The sequence below is a fragment of the Sporomusa aerivorans genome (assembly GCF_041428895.1).
GTDB lineage: Bacteria > Bacillota > Negativicutes > Sporomusales > Sporomusaceae > Sporomusa > Sporomusa aerivorans.
Genome location: NZ_CP156926.1, coordinates 1,992,297 through 2,010,080, shown reverse-complemented (window position 1 = coordinate 2,010,080; position 17,784 = coordinate 1,992,297). Strand labels below are relative to the sequence as shown.

15 protein-coding genes and 1 other annotated feature (1 of these 16 cut by a window edge) are annotated in these 17,784 nt (G+C 40.9%); of the genes, 6 read left to right on the top strand and 9 right to left on the bottom strand.

Annotated elements, in window-relative coordinates; all coding sequences use genetic code 11:
- Nucleotides 1-29: 29 nt before the first annotated feature.
- Complete coding sequence (locus tag SATMO3_RS09145) at nt 30-827, bottom strand: nitroreductase family protein (protein ID WP_371380260.1); 798 nt, start codon at nt 825-827, stop codon at nt 30-32.
- 174 nt (nt 828-1,001) lie between these two features.
- Here SATMO3_RS09145 and SATMO3_RS09140 point away from each other — a divergent pair, with 174 nt between their 5' ends.
- Complete coding sequence (locus SATMO3_RS09140) at nt 1,002-1,559, top strand: TetR/AcrR family transcriptional regulator (RefSeq protein WP_371380259.1); 558 nt, start codon at nt 1,002-1,004, stop codon at nt 1,557-1,559.
- A 235-nt stretch (nt 1,560-1,794) separates the two neighbouring features.
- Here SATMO3_RS09140 and SATMO3_RS09135 read toward each other — a convergent pair whose 3' ends face one another.
- The 3 genes from SATMO3_RS09135 to SATMO3_RS09125 form a co-directional block, all read right to left on the bottom strand.
- Nucleotides 1,795-3,228, bottom strand: a complete 1,434-nt coding sequence (locus SATMO3_RS09135; RefSeq protein ID WP_371380258.1) for a diguanylate cyclase — start codon at nt 3,226-3,228, stop codon at nt 1,795-1,797.
- Nucleotides 3,229-3,759: 531 nt separating this feature from the next.
- Nucleotides 3,760-4,512: an AAA family ATPase gene (locus SATMO3_RS09130; protein WP_371380256.1), complete on the bottom strand. Its 753-nt coding sequence runs from the start codon at nt 4,510-4,512 to the stop codon at nt 3,760-3,762.
- A 66-nt stretch (nt 4,513-4,578) separates the two neighbouring features.
- Nucleotides 4,579-5,133, bottom strand: a complete 555-nt coding sequence (locus SATMO3_RS09125) for a bifunctional transcriptional activator/DNA repair enzyme AdaA (protein ID WP_371380254.1) — start codon at nt 5,131-5,133, stop codon at nt 4,579-4,581.
- 475 nt (nt 5,134-5,608) lie between these two features.
- Between SATMO3_RS09125 and SATMO3_RS09120 the strand changes: the two genes are divergently transcribed.
- Nucleotides 5,609-7,426: a YcaO-like family protein gene (locus SATMO3_RS09120; RefSeq protein WP_371380252.1), complete on the top strand. Its 1,818-nt coding sequence runs from the start codon at nt 5,609-5,611 to the stop codon at nt 7,424-7,426.
- A 161-nt stretch (nt 7,427-7,587) separates the two neighbouring features.
- On the opposite strand, the gene SATMO3_RS09115 is transcribed toward SATMO3_RS09120, so the two are convergent.
- Both SATMO3_RS09115 and SATMO3_RS09110 read right to left on the bottom strand, forming a co-directional pair.
- Nucleotides 7,588-7,857 carry a hypothetical protein gene (locus tag SATMO3_RS09115; protein WP_371380250.1) on the bottom strand — a complete coding sequence of 90 codons (270 nt, stop codon included), beginning with the start codon at nt 7,855-7,857 and terminating at the stop codon, nt 7,588-7,590.
- A gap of 377 nt (nt 7,858-8,234) precedes the next feature.
- Nucleotides 8,235-8,738 (bottom strand): GNAT family N-acetyltransferase, encoded by a 504-nt coding sequence (locus SATMO3_RS09110; RefSeq protein ID WP_371380248.1) that lies wholly within the window; start codon nt 8,736-8,738, stop codon nt 8,235-8,237.
- A 365-nt stretch (nt 8,739-9,103) separates the two neighbouring features.
- Between SATMO3_RS09110 and SATMO3_RS09105 the strand changes: the two genes are divergently transcribed.
- Nucleotides 9,104-9,574 (top strand): QueT transporter family protein, encoded by a 471-nt coding sequence (locus SATMO3_RS09105; RefSeq protein WP_371380245.1) that lies wholly within the window; start codon nt 9,104-9,106, stop codon nt 9,572-9,574.
- Nucleotides 9,575-9,830: 256 nt separating this feature from the next.
- Nucleotides 9,831-10,604 carry a glutamate racemase gene (gene murI, locus SATMO3_RS09100; protein WP_371380243.1) on the top strand — a complete coding sequence of 258 codons (774 nt, stop codon included), beginning with the start codon at nt 9,831-9,833 and terminating at the stop codon, nt 10,602-10,604.
- 344 nt (nt 10,605-10,948) lie between these two features.
- On the opposite strand, the gene SATMO3_RS09095 is transcribed toward murI, so the two are convergent.
- A complete protein-coding gene (locus tag SATMO3_RS09095) occupies nt 10,949-11,749 on the bottom strand; it encodes an EFR1 family ferrodoxin (RefSeq protein ID WP_371380241.1) in 801 nt (266 codons plus the stop codon).
- A gap of 201 nt (nt 11,750-11,950) precedes the next feature.
- On the opposite strand from SATMO3_RS09095, the gene SATMO3_RS09090 reads away from it, so the two are divergent.
- Entirely contained in the window at nt 11,951-12,277 is a 327-nt protein-coding gene (locus SATMO3_RS09090; protein ID WP_371380239.1) for a DUF1648 domain-containing protein, read from the top strand.
- A 334-nt stretch (nt 12,278-12,611) separates the two neighbouring features.
- On the opposite strand, the gene SATMO3_RS09085 is transcribed toward SATMO3_RS09090, so the two are convergent.
- Nucleotides 12,612-13,532 carry a DUF6612 family protein gene (locus SATMO3_RS09085; protein ID WP_371380237.1) on the bottom strand — a complete coding sequence of 307 codons (921 nt, stop codon included), beginning with the start codon at nt 13,530-13,532 and terminating at the stop codon, nt 12,612-12,614.
- 277 nt (nt 13,533-13,809) lie between these two features.
- Here SATMO3_RS09085 and SATMO3_RS09080 point away from each other — a divergent pair, with 277 nt between their 5' ends.
- Nucleotides 13,810-14,388 carry a DJ-1/PfpI family protein gene (locus SATMO3_RS09080; protein WP_371380235.1) on the top strand — a complete coding sequence of 193 codons (579 nt, stop codon included), beginning with the start codon at nt 13,810-13,812 and terminating at the stop codon, nt 14,386-14,388.
- Between the two features lie 107 nt (nt 14,389-14,495).
- On the opposite strand, the gene ileS is transcribed toward SATMO3_RS09080, so the two are convergent.
- A complete protein-coding gene (gene ileS / locus SATMO3_RS09075) occupies nt 14,496-17,597 on the bottom strand; it encodes an isoleucine--tRNA ligase (protein WP_371380234.1) in 3,102 nt (1,033 codons plus the stop codon).
- A 176-nt stretch (nt 17,598-17,773) separates the two neighbouring features.
- Nucleotides 17,774-17,784 (bottom strand) — a binding site (T-box leader) (it continues 203 nt past the right edge of the window).

Genomic DNA, 17,784 nt, shown 5'->3' with positions numbered 1-17,784 from the left:
CCAGAGTATTGCTTCAGGAAAAAACTGCGTTAAATTATGTATGTAGCATCTAGTGAATTTCTATCTACTAATCTCATATATTTATACTTAGGATAACCAACCATAACCGCACCAACTACAGTTTTTTCTTCTGAAATATTGAATAAATTAGTTAGCGGTGAATTTTCAATGGATGCAAAATGCTCAAAAATTCCAGCCCAACAGGTTCCAAGTCCTAATGAAGGAGCAAATAACTCCAGATAGGTTAAGCATGAAACAGCGTTATTTTTAGCAAATGGAAAATTCTTGTCGGCAACAGCTATAATTAAATTTGGTGCGCCGCGGAAAACTGGATCAAGTCCTTTTTCCCTATAACCGATAATCGCTGCTTCTAATAAATGCCTTACAGGAGAATTTTCTATCATCTGAATAGTGATTTCAGCAGCTTTTTCAAGCAGTTGTTTATTTTCTATTATAACATAGGATATACCTTGACTATTAGACGCAGTGGGAGCTAGTCTGGCTATATTAACTAATTCTGCTAAAATTTCTCTTGGTACAGATTTGTCATGATAATTTCTTATGGAACGACGAGATCTTAAAAAATACTCCGCCTGGTGCGGATTTAATTTAGGAAAATCATTAGCATCAACTTGTAGTGCTAGTGGTGCTTTTTCGTTATCTATTGCAGAATTAGGACATATTGCAACACAATGTCCACAGGCGTTGCAATTGGTGCTCGCCACTTCTTCTGGCCCTTTTTCTCCCATCTTTAGAACATATACTGGGCATTCTTCAATACAAAGCCCACATTTAATACACCTTTCGTTAACCGTTATTAAGCTCATTGTATTCATCTCCTTAATAAAAATAACCAACAAGTGTTGAGTTTTCAACGTTTGTTTAATACAATAGTAGCAACGCTGTTAACTGAAATCAATGAGTAAAACGGCCACATATGTTGATTAATAAACAAAACAGCTAAAAATGTTCATTTATACAATACTAAGGAGAAATCTCTTATGGACAGGCGTATTGAAAAATCCAAGCAAGCCATTATGGATGCTTTTACTAAGCTGATGCTGGAAAAAGATTTTGAAAAAATTACAATTAACGAAATTGCAGAACTGGCAAATGTAAATCGGGGAACTATATATTCGCATTATGTAGACATATTTGATTTATTAAATCAATGCATAGAGAATCACTTAAATAAATTATTTGAAAATTGTCAGCCAAGAGGAAATGATAACAACATTTCTGGTAAGGATTCGCTTTGTAAAACATTTAAATATTTAGAGCAAAATGCTTTTTTCTATTCAAAAATGCTAATGAGTAAAAGCATCACTGCTTTTAGAAACCGATTACATGCTTTGATGGTGAAGAGTATCGAAGAACAAATTGATATGAGTGGCATCAATAAAGATGTGAATAAGGAAATTATGGTACAATATTTTGCTTCGGCAACCATCGGTGTAGTTGAATGGTGGATTACAAATTCAATGCCCTATTCAGCAGAATTTATGGCAGAGCAATTATTGTCGCTGATGGAGAGATATCAAAATGTGCGTAGTACTTAAATCAAAAGTAAATTATACCAAGATCGCCGAGCTAGGCGAAGACAGAATCTCCTACCTCGTCAAACTTCCAGGGCAATCAGGGCAGCAACCTTACCAACCCCCAGGAACGCACAATAAAAGCAGACCTCAATCACTGAACTTACAGGATTGAGGTCATTCCAGCACCGTTACCTTGGTACGCTTCTCCGCATCATCCATAACAGCGCGAAGCTTCCCTGTGATTCTTTGACTCGTTCTAGCTGCAGTATATCCGATTACGGCCCAATGCTTTCGCTTTATACAAAGCATAATCGGCTCTGGCCAAAATCTCCTCAAAGGTCCTGTCGGTATCGATGACCTCACTAATTCCAAAGCTGGCGGTAACCGTCAGTGTACTTGAATTCTCCAGTGAATACTGGTACTTTTCTATAGCCTGTCGCAATCGTTCTGCAACTTTAGCCGCTTCTCTTAACGTTATTTCCGGGAAAACGATAGCAAATTCCTCCCCACCGTACCGTCCAAAGATATCTCTCCCCCTTAACTCATTGGTTACTACTTTGGCAGTCCCTTCTAAAACCCGGTCGCCAATATTGTGTCCATACTTGTCATTCACTAGTTTAAAATGATCAAGATCAAAAATTATGACACTCATATGGGTCTTATAACGCAAGCAACGTTCAAATTCTTTATTACCCAGATCCATAATGTAGCGACGATTCCAAATTCCTGTCAAATAATCTACCGTCGCTAACTGTCTCAGTGTTTCTTCCATATTTTTGCGGTCAGTAATATCATTAATCGTGATCATCAGGGCTTCACTACCAAACCAGATGACCTTTACGGCAAAAAGCAGTACCCAACATGCCTTGCCGCTAACATCGTAAAATTGCATTTCTTTATCCAGCGCACATCCGTTTTTCTCAATTTCGTCCAGAATTGCTATCCATTCTTCCCGTTTTTGATTATAATCGGCAACAGCACTTCCGATCAATGCTTCCTGTGAGACCTTAAAAAGTTCTGCCGCCCTTAGATTTCCGTACAAAATAGTGCTATTCACCTCTCTTCTAGCAACAAGCATAGGAAAAGGCGCCATCTCTACCATTGAGCGGAATTGCTCCTCACTTCGCCGCAACTCGCTTTCTTGCTGTCGATTGTGCAATACTATTGCGTATACTTCCCCCAAGCGCTTTATTTCCTTAAGGTCATCTTCCGTATATTCACGTACTGAATTGGCAAGTGCAATTTGTCCTAAGATTTCATCGCCAAATATTATAGGTACCGACAGGAAATTTTTCAGTGGAACATGACCGGACGGCAATCCTGCTGCTGCCGCATGAGACGAAGGATTGTTAGTAAAAAAACTCTCCCGGACGTTGAGAGAATGACCCCATAGGCTGTTATAAAGCTTATGGGGTCCTTCGGGCAAAGAATATAATGCCGCACTAACGGCACAGCCTTCATCCCGCATTTTAGTCAGTGTATTACTGACATGGGCACCGGTCTTTTTTTCAATCGAAGAAACAAAACCATGCTGACTTTCCGTCAGCCACCGCGCTTTATCTAAAACAATCTGATACATCTCGTCAAAGGAAACCGTTGAACCAATTATAGCTGACACCACCTCAGCAATAACGACATGCAGCCTGCTCGCGCGCTCCGATTTATCGTCTGGCCTGGTTGTGACCTTCATTTTAAATCCTCCTCCGTCGGTAAGTGCACAAATACTAGCGTAAATACTCATTCTGCCGCACATCTTTTGTAGCAGAAATAACTAATTACTACGCCATCATATCTCACAACTAACATTAGTTTTATTGTTCCAAATAATATCTATTAATCCAGATAATACTTAATAAACGCTATTCAACAATCACCAATCAAAACCTTTTATTAAACAATTATTATTTAACAAAAGTTTTAAGGTCACCCAAAACCGTAAATTTCCTACATTCCGCACCAAAACTTTGGACCGCTCCATGCCCAGTAGTGCGAAAAAATAAATACGGACTCTTCTCATTCGCCAGGTGGTTAACCTGCTTCTCAGACATCCGCCTCACCTCGTTTTCATAGCTATTGGTAATTCAAGAGTAAGTTTTTCATGCCAAATGAGGAAATAAATAACAGCGAGATCTCCTGCCTAATCAGGAGATCTCGCTGTTATTTTTAAAGCTGAATATTTATTTTAATTCTACGATGGTGACTCTTCATTTCACTATCCAAATTAAACACTTGTTTTTTCCATAATAGACTTAACTGCTGTTACCGAAAGCGAATCGTCCGGCAAATCAATCAATGGCTTCCCTTCAAAATCAAATGTAACAGCTTGTACATCATAAGGGATAGTGCCGACTAAATCCAGACCGGTTTTATCGATTTCCGCTTTAAGACCGTCAATTCCTGCTTCACCTGTCTTGGTGATAATTAAGTAAACTTCGGGTATCGAGATCTTTAACACCTGAATAAGCTCAGATACTTTTGCTGCTGAACGAATACTGCGAACCGAAGTATCACTAATTATAAATAGCATGTCAATATCTGCAACAATCCGCCGGCTTAAATGCTCCATGCCAGCCTCGTTATCAATGACAACGTATTCATAATTTTTTTGTAACCGTTCCAGGTACATCCGTATCAAATTATTGGGATAACAGTAACAGCCATTTTGTTGGGGTAGTCCCATTTGGATAATATCCATACCCTTCGCTTCGCTTATAACTTGACTTAGCCGATATTCTGTAAATGAGTCCTTGCCCATTCCATTCGGAACAGCATCTCCCAGCCTAACTTCCTCCAGAATATTGGCGATAGAATCGTCTACTTCAACTCCTAAAGCTTCGTTTAAATTAGAATTTGGATCGGCATCTACGGCCAAAATAGCACCTTTTTCCCGCCTTATCAATTCTCTAATCAGCAAAGCGGTAAAAGTCGTTTTGCCAACGCCGCCTTTACCAGCTACAGCTATCTTCTTTGTCATTAGAACCCCTCCAAAAATAAATTTATATCTCTTCTCACAAAGATATTGTTACTGATATTATTTAATCTATTGTTCACCATTGTGTGTCTTTCTAAAACTCAAAGGAGAAATACCAACAATCTTTTTAAAGACTCTGGAAAAATGAGATGAAGTATGATAACCAACCGTATCGCTTATGTATGAAATGGATAATTTAGTTTCCGCTAGCAATTTGGCAGCGTGCTTTATGCGTGTTTGATGCTGATATTGTAGTAATGTACATCCTTTAAATTTCTTAAAGGTCCTATGAAGATAATGAGGATTAACATATAAGCTATTAGCAATTACCTGCAAAGTAAACTTATGAGTATAGTGGCAATCCATATATTCCAGTGCTTTTTTGGTTAATTCATCCTTGGCCCCTTGCCAATCCATACAATCCGGTCTACATCGGTTGCATGGACGAAATCCATGATTAGCAGCATCTTCAGCAGTATAAAAGATAACAACATTTTTGGGGTTAGGTGTTCTAGAGGTACAGGATGGACGACAAAATGTTTTTGTGCTTTTAAGTGCATAAAAGAAAACGCCATCGTATGTTTTATTGCAATTTTTAATTGCTTCCCATTCAATCTCGGTCATTCCTACAACTCCTACCCTGCATCCTTTACGTCTTTATGCAACTTTTTCAAAAAACTTGAAGCTATATCTTTCATTAAAATCATAGCAGGTTGAGTGTAAATTGTCATTCAAAGCAGCCTGGATTTAATTAGAAGTCAATAATGTGAAAAAAGTTTTTATTAACATTTACCTAAACCACATTTCCCAAATTCTGGTTTTGCTGAATCAGAATCATAAAAGAACATTTTACGCCTTTCATTATCTCGAAATAGCCTACCTAGTTGTTTGCCTTGTCCAAACGTGGGAGCTTCTTTTGAAACAAATTTTAGTATTCATGTGCTTGAGCATGGCAATAACATCTTTTTGTTGGTGCTTCAGCCATGGTTTCTTGCAATCACCAACCATGATACATGGTCATATATTAAAAAAAGAACTGGGAAATTCAACATGTTAATTTTCCTTCAGCGTAAAATGTTACGGGTGCGAGGTGTAATGCATGGACTCAACCGATATGAAATACAAAGATGAACTGCCTATCAAAACTATTAACAGAATAAGAGATATTCTTGGTGAGATGGGCCTTCTAACAGTAGAAACATCATGGAAAAATTCGGTGAACGGTTTTTACTCGGTGAGCGTGCAGATCGACAATACCGATCTGCTGACCAATGGAAAAGGAACTTCGGTCGAATTCGCCCTGGCCAGCGCCTACGGCGAGATGATGGAACGCCTGCAAAATCTCTGCAACTACAGACTAAGTTTGGATTTAAAGCCTCAGATCATGGACTACCTAGGCTTTTATTACGCCCCTGACGAGAAACCGATGAGTATCGATGAGTTCCTCGCCAGTGAAGAAGATTGGATTAAAACCCAATTATCCAAAGTCAACCCTTTGCTGGATAAACGGGAGCTCTTGGCAAATTGGCTGACAATGTCTTATGAGAAAGTATCCGCCGATTTTATCACTCTCCCTTATTGCAATCTTAACAGCAAGCGAATTTCCCATATCCCGGTAAAAATGGTCTCAATGATGTATATGTCGAATGGCATGTGCGCCGGCAATTCGCCTGAAGAGGCTTTGGTGCAGGGAATATCTGAAATCATGGAGCGCTACGCCAACAAGAAAATTCTCAGGGAAAGAATAGTACCGCCTACTATCCCGCGGCGTTATATCATGAAATTTCCCGAGATTGAGGCGATGATTGCCGAACTTGAAAAAAGCGGCAATTTTGAAGTTATCCTCAAAGACTGCTCGCTGGGACAAAAGTTGCCGGTTGTCGGGGTTATCCTGGTAAATAAGAATGATCAGAGTTATTTTGTGAAATTTGGCGCTCATCCTAAATTTGAAATTGCTGCAGAGCGGACATTGACCGAACTTCTTCAGGGACAGGATATAAAATGGATGATGGGGGTCAAGGAGTTTTGCTTCCGCAGCCCGACGGACGATCCAGAAAACTACATGGGTATACTGGTGACCGGCTCGGGGCTTTATCCTACGGAATTTTTCAGTCGTAATTTCAGTTATCAGTTCAAGGAATTTGAAGAAACCACGATAGCCACAAACAAAGAAATGTTGGCTTATATGGTCGCCCTGTTGGCTCAACTAGGCTGCGAGGTATATGTACGTGATGTTTCGTTCCTGGGCTTTCCGAGTTTTCATGTAATCGTTCCCGGCTTGAGTGAAATCGAGGAATTTGATGAGCTAAAGCCCATTACCAATTATGCTGCTTTCAACACCTTCAAAAGACTGGTCAGGAACATCGACTGCCTCGACGACGCCGGTGCCGCCACGCTCATCGGCTATTTGCAAAACATGAACTATTCGCCTGAAGCTTCGGTCATGGATCTAATCAATCTGCCGGTACGTAATAAAGCGTTTCCGTGGTATTACAGCAATGCCGACTTGTTTGTTACTGCCCTGAATTACTGGAAAGGCGATACCAATAAAGCCTATGAGAGCTTCACAAAATTTTGGGGTTATACCCAACACGCTAATCCGCAACGCCAAGTGATAACTTATTATAAGTGCGTACGGGATTTTCTGGCGACCAAGATTAAAGGGCTTGCGGAAAAGGACGCCGTGAGCACACTAAGCGTGTTCTATCCGATGGAGGTAATCCAGGGAGTTGTGGCTGAATTCAACTCGCCAGCGAAAATCATTAGTTACCAGGGACAATTAAACTGCTGGAATTGCGAGAACTGCCTATTTTCCAGTCAGTGTCTCTATCCGCCGATGGAGCGGGTCTACGAAATACTCAAGGAGCGGTACGCTGCCAGCGGAATAGATCAAAACGATCTTAAGAAGCTGATGTAAATAAACAAAAGCCAAAGCCGAATGCTTTGGCTTTTGTTTTTCCGTTAGTAAGGACCGACATTACATCTTGTCGGCACAACATCTTATTGGATTGACATTACTTCCCCCAATTCATAGAACGGCAGCAGTGGCAGGAATGACAGGAATAACAGGAATGGCAGCTATCGCAGGTCTTCATCGGGTAACAGGACTGACAGGTCTTCATCGGGAAGCAGGACCAGCAGCTCCCCATCGGGTAACAGGACCAGCAGCTCTCCATCGGGTAACAGGACCAGCAGCTCCCCATCGGGAAACAGGACTGGCAGCTCTTCATCGGGTAACAGGACTTGCAGGTCTTCATCGGGTAACAGGACTTGCAGCTCTTCATCGAGACACAGGACTGGCAACTGTTCATTGAGACACAGGACTGGCAACTGTTCATCGAGCAGCAACTAAACATTGAATCGTCATCATCGTCATTATAATACATTAACCAAACACCTCCATGTAAAATTCAGAGTAACCTATTAACATAATATGATAATGCTATGTCAGATGTGACATTGTTTAACTGTGGTATTTCGGCTGGAAGGTCAACCGCTGTAAACAAAACATATACCGATACTTCCCCTATGTCTATATTTATGATCACCTCGCCTCTTCAGAAAGACTATAACGTTAATAGAAATTTTAAAATAATACTTCGCTGTGGCGCTGGCAAGATAGCTCTTGTTCGTTAATGTCCGATAGAATTCAGTCCTGAAAGATATAAAAAAGTCAAGCCGCTGATCTCAGAAGCTTGACCTAAAAGTTTGTTATATTAAAAAAGCTAATCCTTACTTGCGACTCGAGCAATCTGTTTCTCCCCGTATTTCTCAAAATATTTATAAATTCGCATACCAAGCTTCTCAGCAACTTTTTGTGATGGAATATTCCGGACTGTGGTATATGAAAATACTTTTGGATAATGTAAGACTTTAAATGCATATTCCTTACAGGCGAGAGAAGCTTCCGTTGCAAACCCCCTATTGCAATATTCCTTGATAATATGAAAACCAATCTCCGGTACAGTTTCATCGCCAATATTTTGCATTGTTATGCCACAGTCTCCAATAAATACCTCACCTTCTTTTAATATTACAGCCCATAGCCCGTGTTTATACTTTTTATAATTCTCGATATTCCATCGAATCCACTTTTCTACCTCTCCTTCACTAAATGGATTTGGATAGAACTTCATAGATTCAGGATTAGACAGGACTTTCATTAATTCTTTTTTATCTTCAATTAACAGTTCCCTCAAGTATAATCTTTCTGTCTCAATGATTTTCATTACTAATGACCTCCATAGACAGCATCTGGCCCCTAATGATCATGTCGGGTGCAATCAGGTCACTTCCCGGATCTCCTGTTATTCTTTGCCAGTAAAAAGGATTTCTTGGCGACAGAGCTAATCCCTGCTATAATATGTTTAAAATTTCATAAGAGTGTCCGGAACCATCCTGCCGTAAACGCAGCAGGGAAAGACTTTATATTTCTGTATGTCAGGATTAAAAGGATTTGTAAATCCTTTTTTTATTTGGCACTTGCACCTGCCCCTCGTCAAGAATCCCGGTTGTCGATGGATGGTCCCGATATTTTTATTTCCCCGCCTGTGACAGTCGAAGAAGAAAGGATTATACCATGAAGCCCCTTCGCTTGAGAATCGTTCAATTTATTACCGAAGCCGCCGTAATTGCGGCCATGTATGCTATCCTGACTATTTTGCTTGTACCGCTAAGCTCCGGTCAACTGCAAGTAAGAGTTGCGGAAGCCCTGACGATATTGCCGTACTTTACGCCTGCCGCCATACCCGGCTTATTTGCCGGCTGCCTTATCGCCAATATTTTTACCGGTGAAGGAATCTTTGATATCCTGCTTGGACCACTGGTCACCCTCCTGGCGGCATTTCTTACCGCCAAGATGCCAAGCAAATATCTGGCGCCGCTGCCGCCTGTCATCCTAAATGCCGTTTATGTAGGCCTATTGCTGTACTACACGGCGGAACTTCCTATGGTGCTTACCATGGTCTTAGTAGCTGTCGGAGAAACCGTCGCCTGCTACGTAATAGGCTATCCGCTCCTATTGCTGTTGGAAAAGCATTACGAAAAAATATTTGTACGAAAATGACAAGTATGCGCCCCACCATGTCGGCAGCGGACAAAAAGTCCTAAAAAAGTATGATGAAACGCTATACAAAGCAGCAGCTATTTGAAAAGGAAAACAACCCGCTACGTTGTGCAAAGTAGAACAGCATCTTCCATACAAAATTCCTACAGCCGCTAGTTTATGGTATTATATAGACATCACCTTTTTAAACGGAGTCTCTATTTGACGAAGTTGTTCGTGATAATATAATACAATAATTAACTAGGAAGGGATTAGAATGAAGATCGGTTTTTTTGATTCTGGTATTGGCGGCTTAACTGTTCTTGGTCATGCTTTAAAAATGCTATCGTTTGCTGATTACACTTACTATGCTGATATTGAGCATTTGCCTTACGGTGAAAAGACGAAAAAAGAAGTAAGGCAATACGTCCAAAAAGCTATGGATTATATGGCGCAGATCAACGTAGATGCCGTGGTGATCGCTTGCAATACAGCAACAAGTGTTGCTGTCGGAGAACTGCGAAAGAATTATAGTTTCCCGATCATTGGAATGGAGCCTGCTGTAAAACCAGCTGTTGCTTATTGTCGGGAAAAAGGTAAAAAGGTATTGGTTTTGGCAACCAGTCTTACTTTGCGGGAGGAAAAATTTCACCAGTTAGTTCATAGACTTGATGCAACAGAAATGGTTGATACGCTGGCATTAGGCGGCTTGGTAAAATTCGCCGAGCAGTTTGAGTTTGACACTTCAGATGTCTACCAGTATTTGCAAAATAAATTTGCACCATTGGCAATACCTGATTATGGCGCCGTGGTTCTTGGCTGCACACATTTCCCATTATTTAATAAGGCTTTGCAACAATCGTTTACAAAGGAAACTGTTTTTTTCGACGGAAGTGCCGGAACCATTAATCATTTGGCAGATATATTAAAGCAAAAAGGTGTAGCTCCCAGTATAGATGATAAGATTAAATTTGTAATTACAAATGGCAAGCTCCCGCCAAATGATGTTGATTATAAAAAAATATTACAAACTTACGTGCATAGTATATAGAACAAGAGAATGTCTTATTCAGCCAATCCGGGTTGACCCATAGACGGTTCTCGATAATTCATTTCGTGTGCAAAATCCATTTTGCCGAAAGGCCAATAAAATAAAACCGGAGATCTATTCGAAAGAGCCTTGAAATCAAAAAAATTCAAGGCTCTTTCATCACTTTCAGTACTTGCCCCAGATTCGGATCAGCTGCGATTTACCGGTACAACAGTAACAGAAGTAAAGGCCTTACATTTCAGATCAGTCCAAGATGTAAGGCCTTTACTATTCTTTAAACTTAATACCAGTTAGCATTAAACCGGTTATACTTGAATTTCCGCAAAATATGGTTTAGACGCTCCCTATAGAAATAACTCTGGTTCAGCCCTTTTGGTTAGTTCTTCTTCTAACTCATGCTGATGATATAAGAACGCTGCATCTTCGTAGTATTTAGCATTAACCGGACATTTTTTGATGCATGCGCCGCATTTAACGCAGATGCCGGTAATTTCACTTACATTGTGCCGGTTGACTGATCCCATAGGACATACATCAGCACACACTCTGCAATTGATACAATCTACGCTTGTCAAAGGTTTTACCTTACGAATATCAACCGCACTTCCTTGGGGGTCACGGGGCTGATAATACCCTCTGTATGGACTTGGAACCCCTTTTACATGGATTGGAGGCAAAGCAGCAACATCAATAGCTTCTAGTTTGTCAACTATTTTCATAGCAAAGTTTTGTGCGACTGTCATATCGGCTTCATCAGGTCTATATCGGGCAAGAAGTTTTGAAAATGAATGTTCGCCAACGAACGCACCGGCCGCGACAGTATGGAATTCTCTTTTGTCCAGAATATCTTTTAATTCGATTAAAGCATCATCATAGTTCCGGTTGCCAAATAATACAACAGGAACACTAATAGCGCCATTACCTTGTATTGTCTCCAGGTATTTCAATAAGACATTGGGTACACGCCCTGCATATACCGGTGTGCCGAATATTACCAGATCATCTGCGGTAAAACTCAAAATACCGGTTCTCGCATCAGGCAAGGTGAAATCGAGACTGGCTTGTTCCACTTCTAGCTTTTTTCCAACTTGATTCGCAATTTTAGTAACAATCTTCCGAGTAGTTCCTGTCGGGCTGAAATACACAGCCCATACTCGCTTAATATTAATATCACATTCCTCCTATCAGTTATGTTTTCCTGTATTTCAGCAGCATCAGAGCCGTCTCCCAGTCTGCTTGCATTATACTTTCCCCCACACACCAATAAGCAGATTTTATAAAAATAAAGGAGTTGAATACCAGAAAATATAATTAATACTTACAAGGATTGTAAGGGGGTAAAATATATGGTTTCTTTTTTCAGGAAGAGTACCCGCCCAATCATAAAATTCCCATTTACAAATGCCGAGCTTATCTTAGAATTTATCACAGCAACTAGCTTAAGCCTCATGCTTGGAATGATATTTTTTTCATGGTCATCAATTCCGGATATAGTGCCAAGACATTTCAGTATTACAGGAGAAATTGATGCATGGGGCAATAAGAATTTTCTTCATCTTCCACTTACGCCTGCGGTTAATTATTTATATTCTTTTGTCTGTGTTAAGCAGGTTTCCGCATATTTACAACTACCCATTCAATATAACTGCGGAAAATGCAGAAAGCCAGTATAAAAATGCCCGTACGTTGCTGATAACGGTAAAAGCTGAAACTGTGTTGATACTTAATTACATACAATGGACTATAATATCTAAAAATAAAGCATTGTTTTTTCCTGCATTTATTTTTGTCTTATTGGGAACTATATTATATTTCATATATCGTGCCTATAAACTTAAATAACTTAGCTGGGCATCAACAGAACCATCACTTTGATTCGCTTCAAGAAAAATTTCTTTCAAAAACACGAAAAGGGAAGACCCAATAATTGGCCTTCTCTTTTCGCTATTCTTCCGTTATTACATTTAAGAAAAATCTTTGCATGAATATGAGTCATAACAATATTTATTAACTTTTTTTAGGAATTGCCTTACCTGCCGGTTTGACTTCCTTGGCATTGTCTCGCACATCTTGAGGAATCTCTATCGGACTTACCTGATTATATTGCGAATACGCTACCTGCATATTCAATGTCGATTTTTTCAAAAAATCTTCAATGGTAGTCCGGTCTTTGGGATTAGTTATATCCAAAAACAATCCTGCCCCTTTTCGAATTGGTTCTGTCAAATCTATATCTATTTCTTTAACCAGCTTAGTCGCTTTATCAACTTTAAGAGTATATTTTATATCGCCGGCAGCTAACAACCCAAGCCGTCCTAGAGCAAGCACGCTCGCCATGTCCTTATCCTGTGCATTATTTAGTTTGGCATCTGCATCTAAAGCATCACTTATTTGTATAGTATCCAAAGTTATTTCCAGATATTTGTAGGATGGTGTTTCCTTTTTCAGTTTTACCGATTTCATCATCTGCAGCATATTCATCCGCTCCGCGACCTTTTCATCTGCTGAAAGTTTTTTGCTCAAGGAAGGACCGACCGGCACAATCTGTTTAATCCAGGTACCGTTACTTGACAAATACATCACTAGATTGCCTTTGTTTTGTTCTATAAATTGCTTTAGCGTTACTGTATTTTCTTTGTTATGTATGTCACGAAAGTAAATGCTTATATCATGCTTGAGGCTCAGCGGCTTTTCCTGGACTTCCCCATTGATTTCAGCTTGCACTTCTCCCATTGGGGTTTCAACCTTGATCGCCATGTCATAATGCAAGTTTTTGACATCCATCATATTTTTATATACATCGTTCAAATACGCCTTTTCCGGTGGCAATTTTTCGCTGGCAAACGCAAACGAACTGTTCGCCGCCACAAACAATAATCCCCATACTAAAGCAACTCCCCAATTGATCTTTCGTAAAAACCCTATCATACCATCAAACTCCCCTTAATAGATTCCGTTACAACCATACGTTACCAGTATAAAATATTTAAAAACAATTTACCACCCTTTGAATCCTCTCCATAACCACATCTGCAGTACAAGCGGGACAGGTTTGACTTATTGTTTAAAATTAAAATACCAGCCTCAAAATAAGTCAATTCATTGGAGCTTCAGATTTAGCATTGGTTATACCTATACACCATTCTATCCGGAGTCATAAAGTACTTATATTGTATAATACAATCCAACCAAAGGAGTGTCTGCTATGATAACTATAGGAATTTTAATTTTCGATCAAGTCGAAGAATTGGATTTTGTTGGCCCGTTTGAAGTTCTCAGCTACGTTAACAAAATACAGCCAAACAGCACAAAAGTTCTGCTATTAGCTGAAGCTGCCGATCTAGTACACGCCTATAATGGGCTTAGGATAATTCCGGATACTACTATAAACGCTTGCCCAAAACTTGATGTATTAGTAGTTCCTGGCGGTAAGGGCAGGCTAAGCGCGATGAGGAATACCGATATAAAAGAGTTTATTCAAAACCAAACAGCCACTGCACAGTACATTGCCTCTGTCTGTACCGGAGCCTTTTTGCTGGCTGAAGCAGGCTTACTTACAGGAAGGAAAGCAACCACTTACCATACAGCTTTCCCTGAGCTTAAGGCCTATTCTGTCCAAGTCAGTCCAGCGAAGGTGGTCCAGGACGGTAACATCATTACCTCAGGCGGGGTTAGTTCGGGACTTGAACTTGGTTTTTATTTATTAAGGGAGTTATTTAATGCAAACTTAGCCCAGGAAGTCGCAAATAAAATAGAATACAAAGTTGATGTCAACAACCTGTAAAATTCCTTAAATAAGACACCGGACAGCATAGTATCCGGTGTCATTGAAGCACGGGGACAGGGATACCGTTTCCTAATGTTGCCTAGATGGTCCCCAGCGTATTCCCGCTACTGTCTTTCTAGTGCCAACTGCAATTTCTCGCCGTTAATATTTACCTCAGTATAGTCACATTTCGCATTAAATACTATATCCACGGCAAGTGTTTCACTCATAATATACTCTTTATATTGCTGTACAATTTTTTCGAGTAAATCATTACCAGCCATGTAGATTATAATTTTGTCAACAACTTCAAAAGAACTGCCTTTTCTCATGTTTTGCAGCTTACTAATAATTTCTCTCGCATAGCCTTCGGTTTTTAATTCTTCTGAAATATGGGTGTCCAGAACTACGCCCAGTTCACCCTCGCTGGCAACGGCAAACCCATTGCGGCCGTTCATAGTTATCAAGAGATTATCACTGTTAAGTTCAATCGAAGTTCCATCGGCATCAATTGTGATGCTTTGTCCGGAAGATACCTTAAGCGCCAGTTCCACCTGATCGGCTTCAGTAATTGCTTTTTTAATACCCGCCAGCAACTTACCGTAAGTCTTCCCTAACACCGGCAAATTGGGCTTGGCCGTGTAACTTACATAGTCGGACATACTGGCATTTACCACTATTTCTTTGATATTGAGTTCTTCTTTAATGATGTCAAGATAGTAGTCCGGCAGTTCCTTCGTGCTGACGAGCATCTTGGGAAGCGGTTGTCTGTTTTTGATATTCGCAAGGTTCCTCGTGCTGCGGCCCAGTCCACAAATCCTATAAGCCAGCTCCATTTCTTTTTCCAGTTTGGCATCAACCAGCGTTTCGTCATATTCCGGCCACAGGCATAAATGTACGCTTTCCGGAGCCTGTGAATTGATACCGAATACAAGATTTTGATAAATTTCCTCAGTGATGAACGGCACAAAGGGAGCGGCAACAATCACCAGTTTTTTCAGGACGGTGTGCAGAGTACAGTACGCATCAATTTTGTCCTCGGTCATTTCCATGGACCAATATCTTACTCTATTACGCCGCACATACCAGTTGGAAAGTTCATCAGTGAATTCTTCAATCAGTTGTGCAGCACCGGTGATTTTATAAGCATTTAAATACTCATCGACCTTGTTAATCAGGGTGTTGAGCTTGGAGATAATCCATCTGTCCATAACGTGACTGCTCTGTCTGCCCTGATATTTCGCCGGATCAAACTGGTCGATTTCCGCATATAGCACGTAAAAGGAATAAACATTCCACAACGTATTGATAAATTTCCGCTGCGCCTCAATTACAGCCTCTTCATAAAAACGTGAAGGCAGCCAGGGAGCACTGGCAGTATAGAAGTACCAGCGCAGGGCATCGGCGCCTTGATTGTCTAATACGGTAAACGGATTTAGGACATTGCCTTTATGTTTAGACATTTTTAGGCCTTGTTTATCGAGTATATGCCCCAGTACAACGCAATTTTCAAATGAACTTTTACCAAAAACAGCAGTCGAAATCGCCAGCAGAGTATAGAACCAGCCGCGTGTCTGGTCAACAGCCTCGGAAATAAACTGTGCCGGGAAGTTTTGTTCAAACAGTTCTTGGTTCTCAAACGGGTAGTGATGCTGGGCAAACGGCATCGACCCGGAATCATACCAGCAGTCGATGACTTCACTGACTCGCTGCATCCTTTTGCCGCAATGATGGCAATTCATCTGTACTTTGTCAATGTATGGCTTATGCAGGTCGATGCCATCAGGCACATCCAACCCCTTTTCCTTAAGTTCCGCTATGCTGCCGATGCATTCCTTATGTCCGCATTCGCATTCCCAAATCGGCAAAGGTGTGCCCCAGTAGCGCTCACGGCTGAGCCCCCAGTCTATTACGTTTTCCAGGAAATTGCCGAAACGGCCTTTTCTGATGTTATCCGGATACCAGTTAATCTTGTCGTTATTTTCTAAGAGCTTATCCCGCAACGATGACATTCTGACAAACCAGGATATGCGGGGATAATATAAAAGCGTGGTATCGCAGCGCCAGCAGAATGGATAGGAATGCAGATATTTTTCCGCCTTATACAGAACACCATTTTCTTGAAGGAATGCCAGTATCTTTTCATCAGCTTTCTTGACAAATGTCCCCTGCCAGAGAGTCACTTCTTCCACAAAATTACCTTGCGCATCCACCAGATTTACGAGCGGCAGATCATGCTTTTGTCCAACCCGGTTGTCATCTTCCCCATAAGCCGGAGCGATATGCACAGTTCCTGTACCGTCACTCAGAGTAACAAAATCTCCGTGCACAACATAATAAGCTTTTTTCTCCGGTTGAGTGAAACGGAACATCGGCTCATATTCCCTGCCCAGCAATTCTTCCCCTTTGAACTCGCGCACCAGTTCGTATTCGCCTTCCAGGCAGTTTAGCAGTTCTTTCGCCAGAATTAAATGCTCTTCTTTATTGGTAACTTCAACATAATCATAGGCCCGGTTAACAGCCAACGCTACATTGCTGGGCAGTGTCCACGGGGTAGTCGTCCAAACGAGAATCGCGGTATTTTCCCCTTTGAGTCTGAATTTGACATAGGCCGAATTGTCTTTAACATCCTTATAGCCCTGTGCCACTTCATGAGAAGACAAAGCGGTGCCGCAACGCGGGCAATACGGAACAATTTTGTGTCCGTTATATAATAAATCTTTATCCCAAAGTTGCTTCAACGACCACCAAACCGATTCAATATATTTGTTATGGTAGGTAACATACGGGTTCTCCATGTCAATCCAAAATGCCACCCGTTCCGACATTTCCTTCCATTGTGCAGCATAGGCAAACACGCTTTCTTTGCACTTTTTCACAAAATCTTCAACGCCATATTTTTCAATTTCCGGCTTGCCGGAAATGCCCAGCTTCTTCTCAACTTCAAGTTCAACCGGCAGGCCATGTGTATCCCAGCCGGCTTTTCGCAAAACCCTATATCCCTTCATGACCTTATATCGTGGAATGAGATCTTTTATAACCCGGGTAACGACGTGACCGATGTGCGGAGCGCCATTTGCAGTCGGCGGTCCGTCATAAAATGTAAAATACTCCTTGCCCGCGTTCATGTTAAAGCTTTTGGCAATGACCTTTTTCTCTTCCCATAAGGCCAGTATTGATTTTTCCATTTCTACAAAATTATTTTTGGGACTTACTTTCTTATACATATTCTGTTGCTCCTTCCTCTTTTGCTAAACGCTTCAAAGTCTTGTATACCGGAGAATATCTATAATAAAGAAAACACGGCTTGCGCCGAGCCTTTGGCGAAAGCGGAAGCCGATGTTGCCCTTATCCAGGCGAAAGTTATACTTTCTATCAGGAGAACAAAAACGCTTCGTCCATTAGTCAGGACGA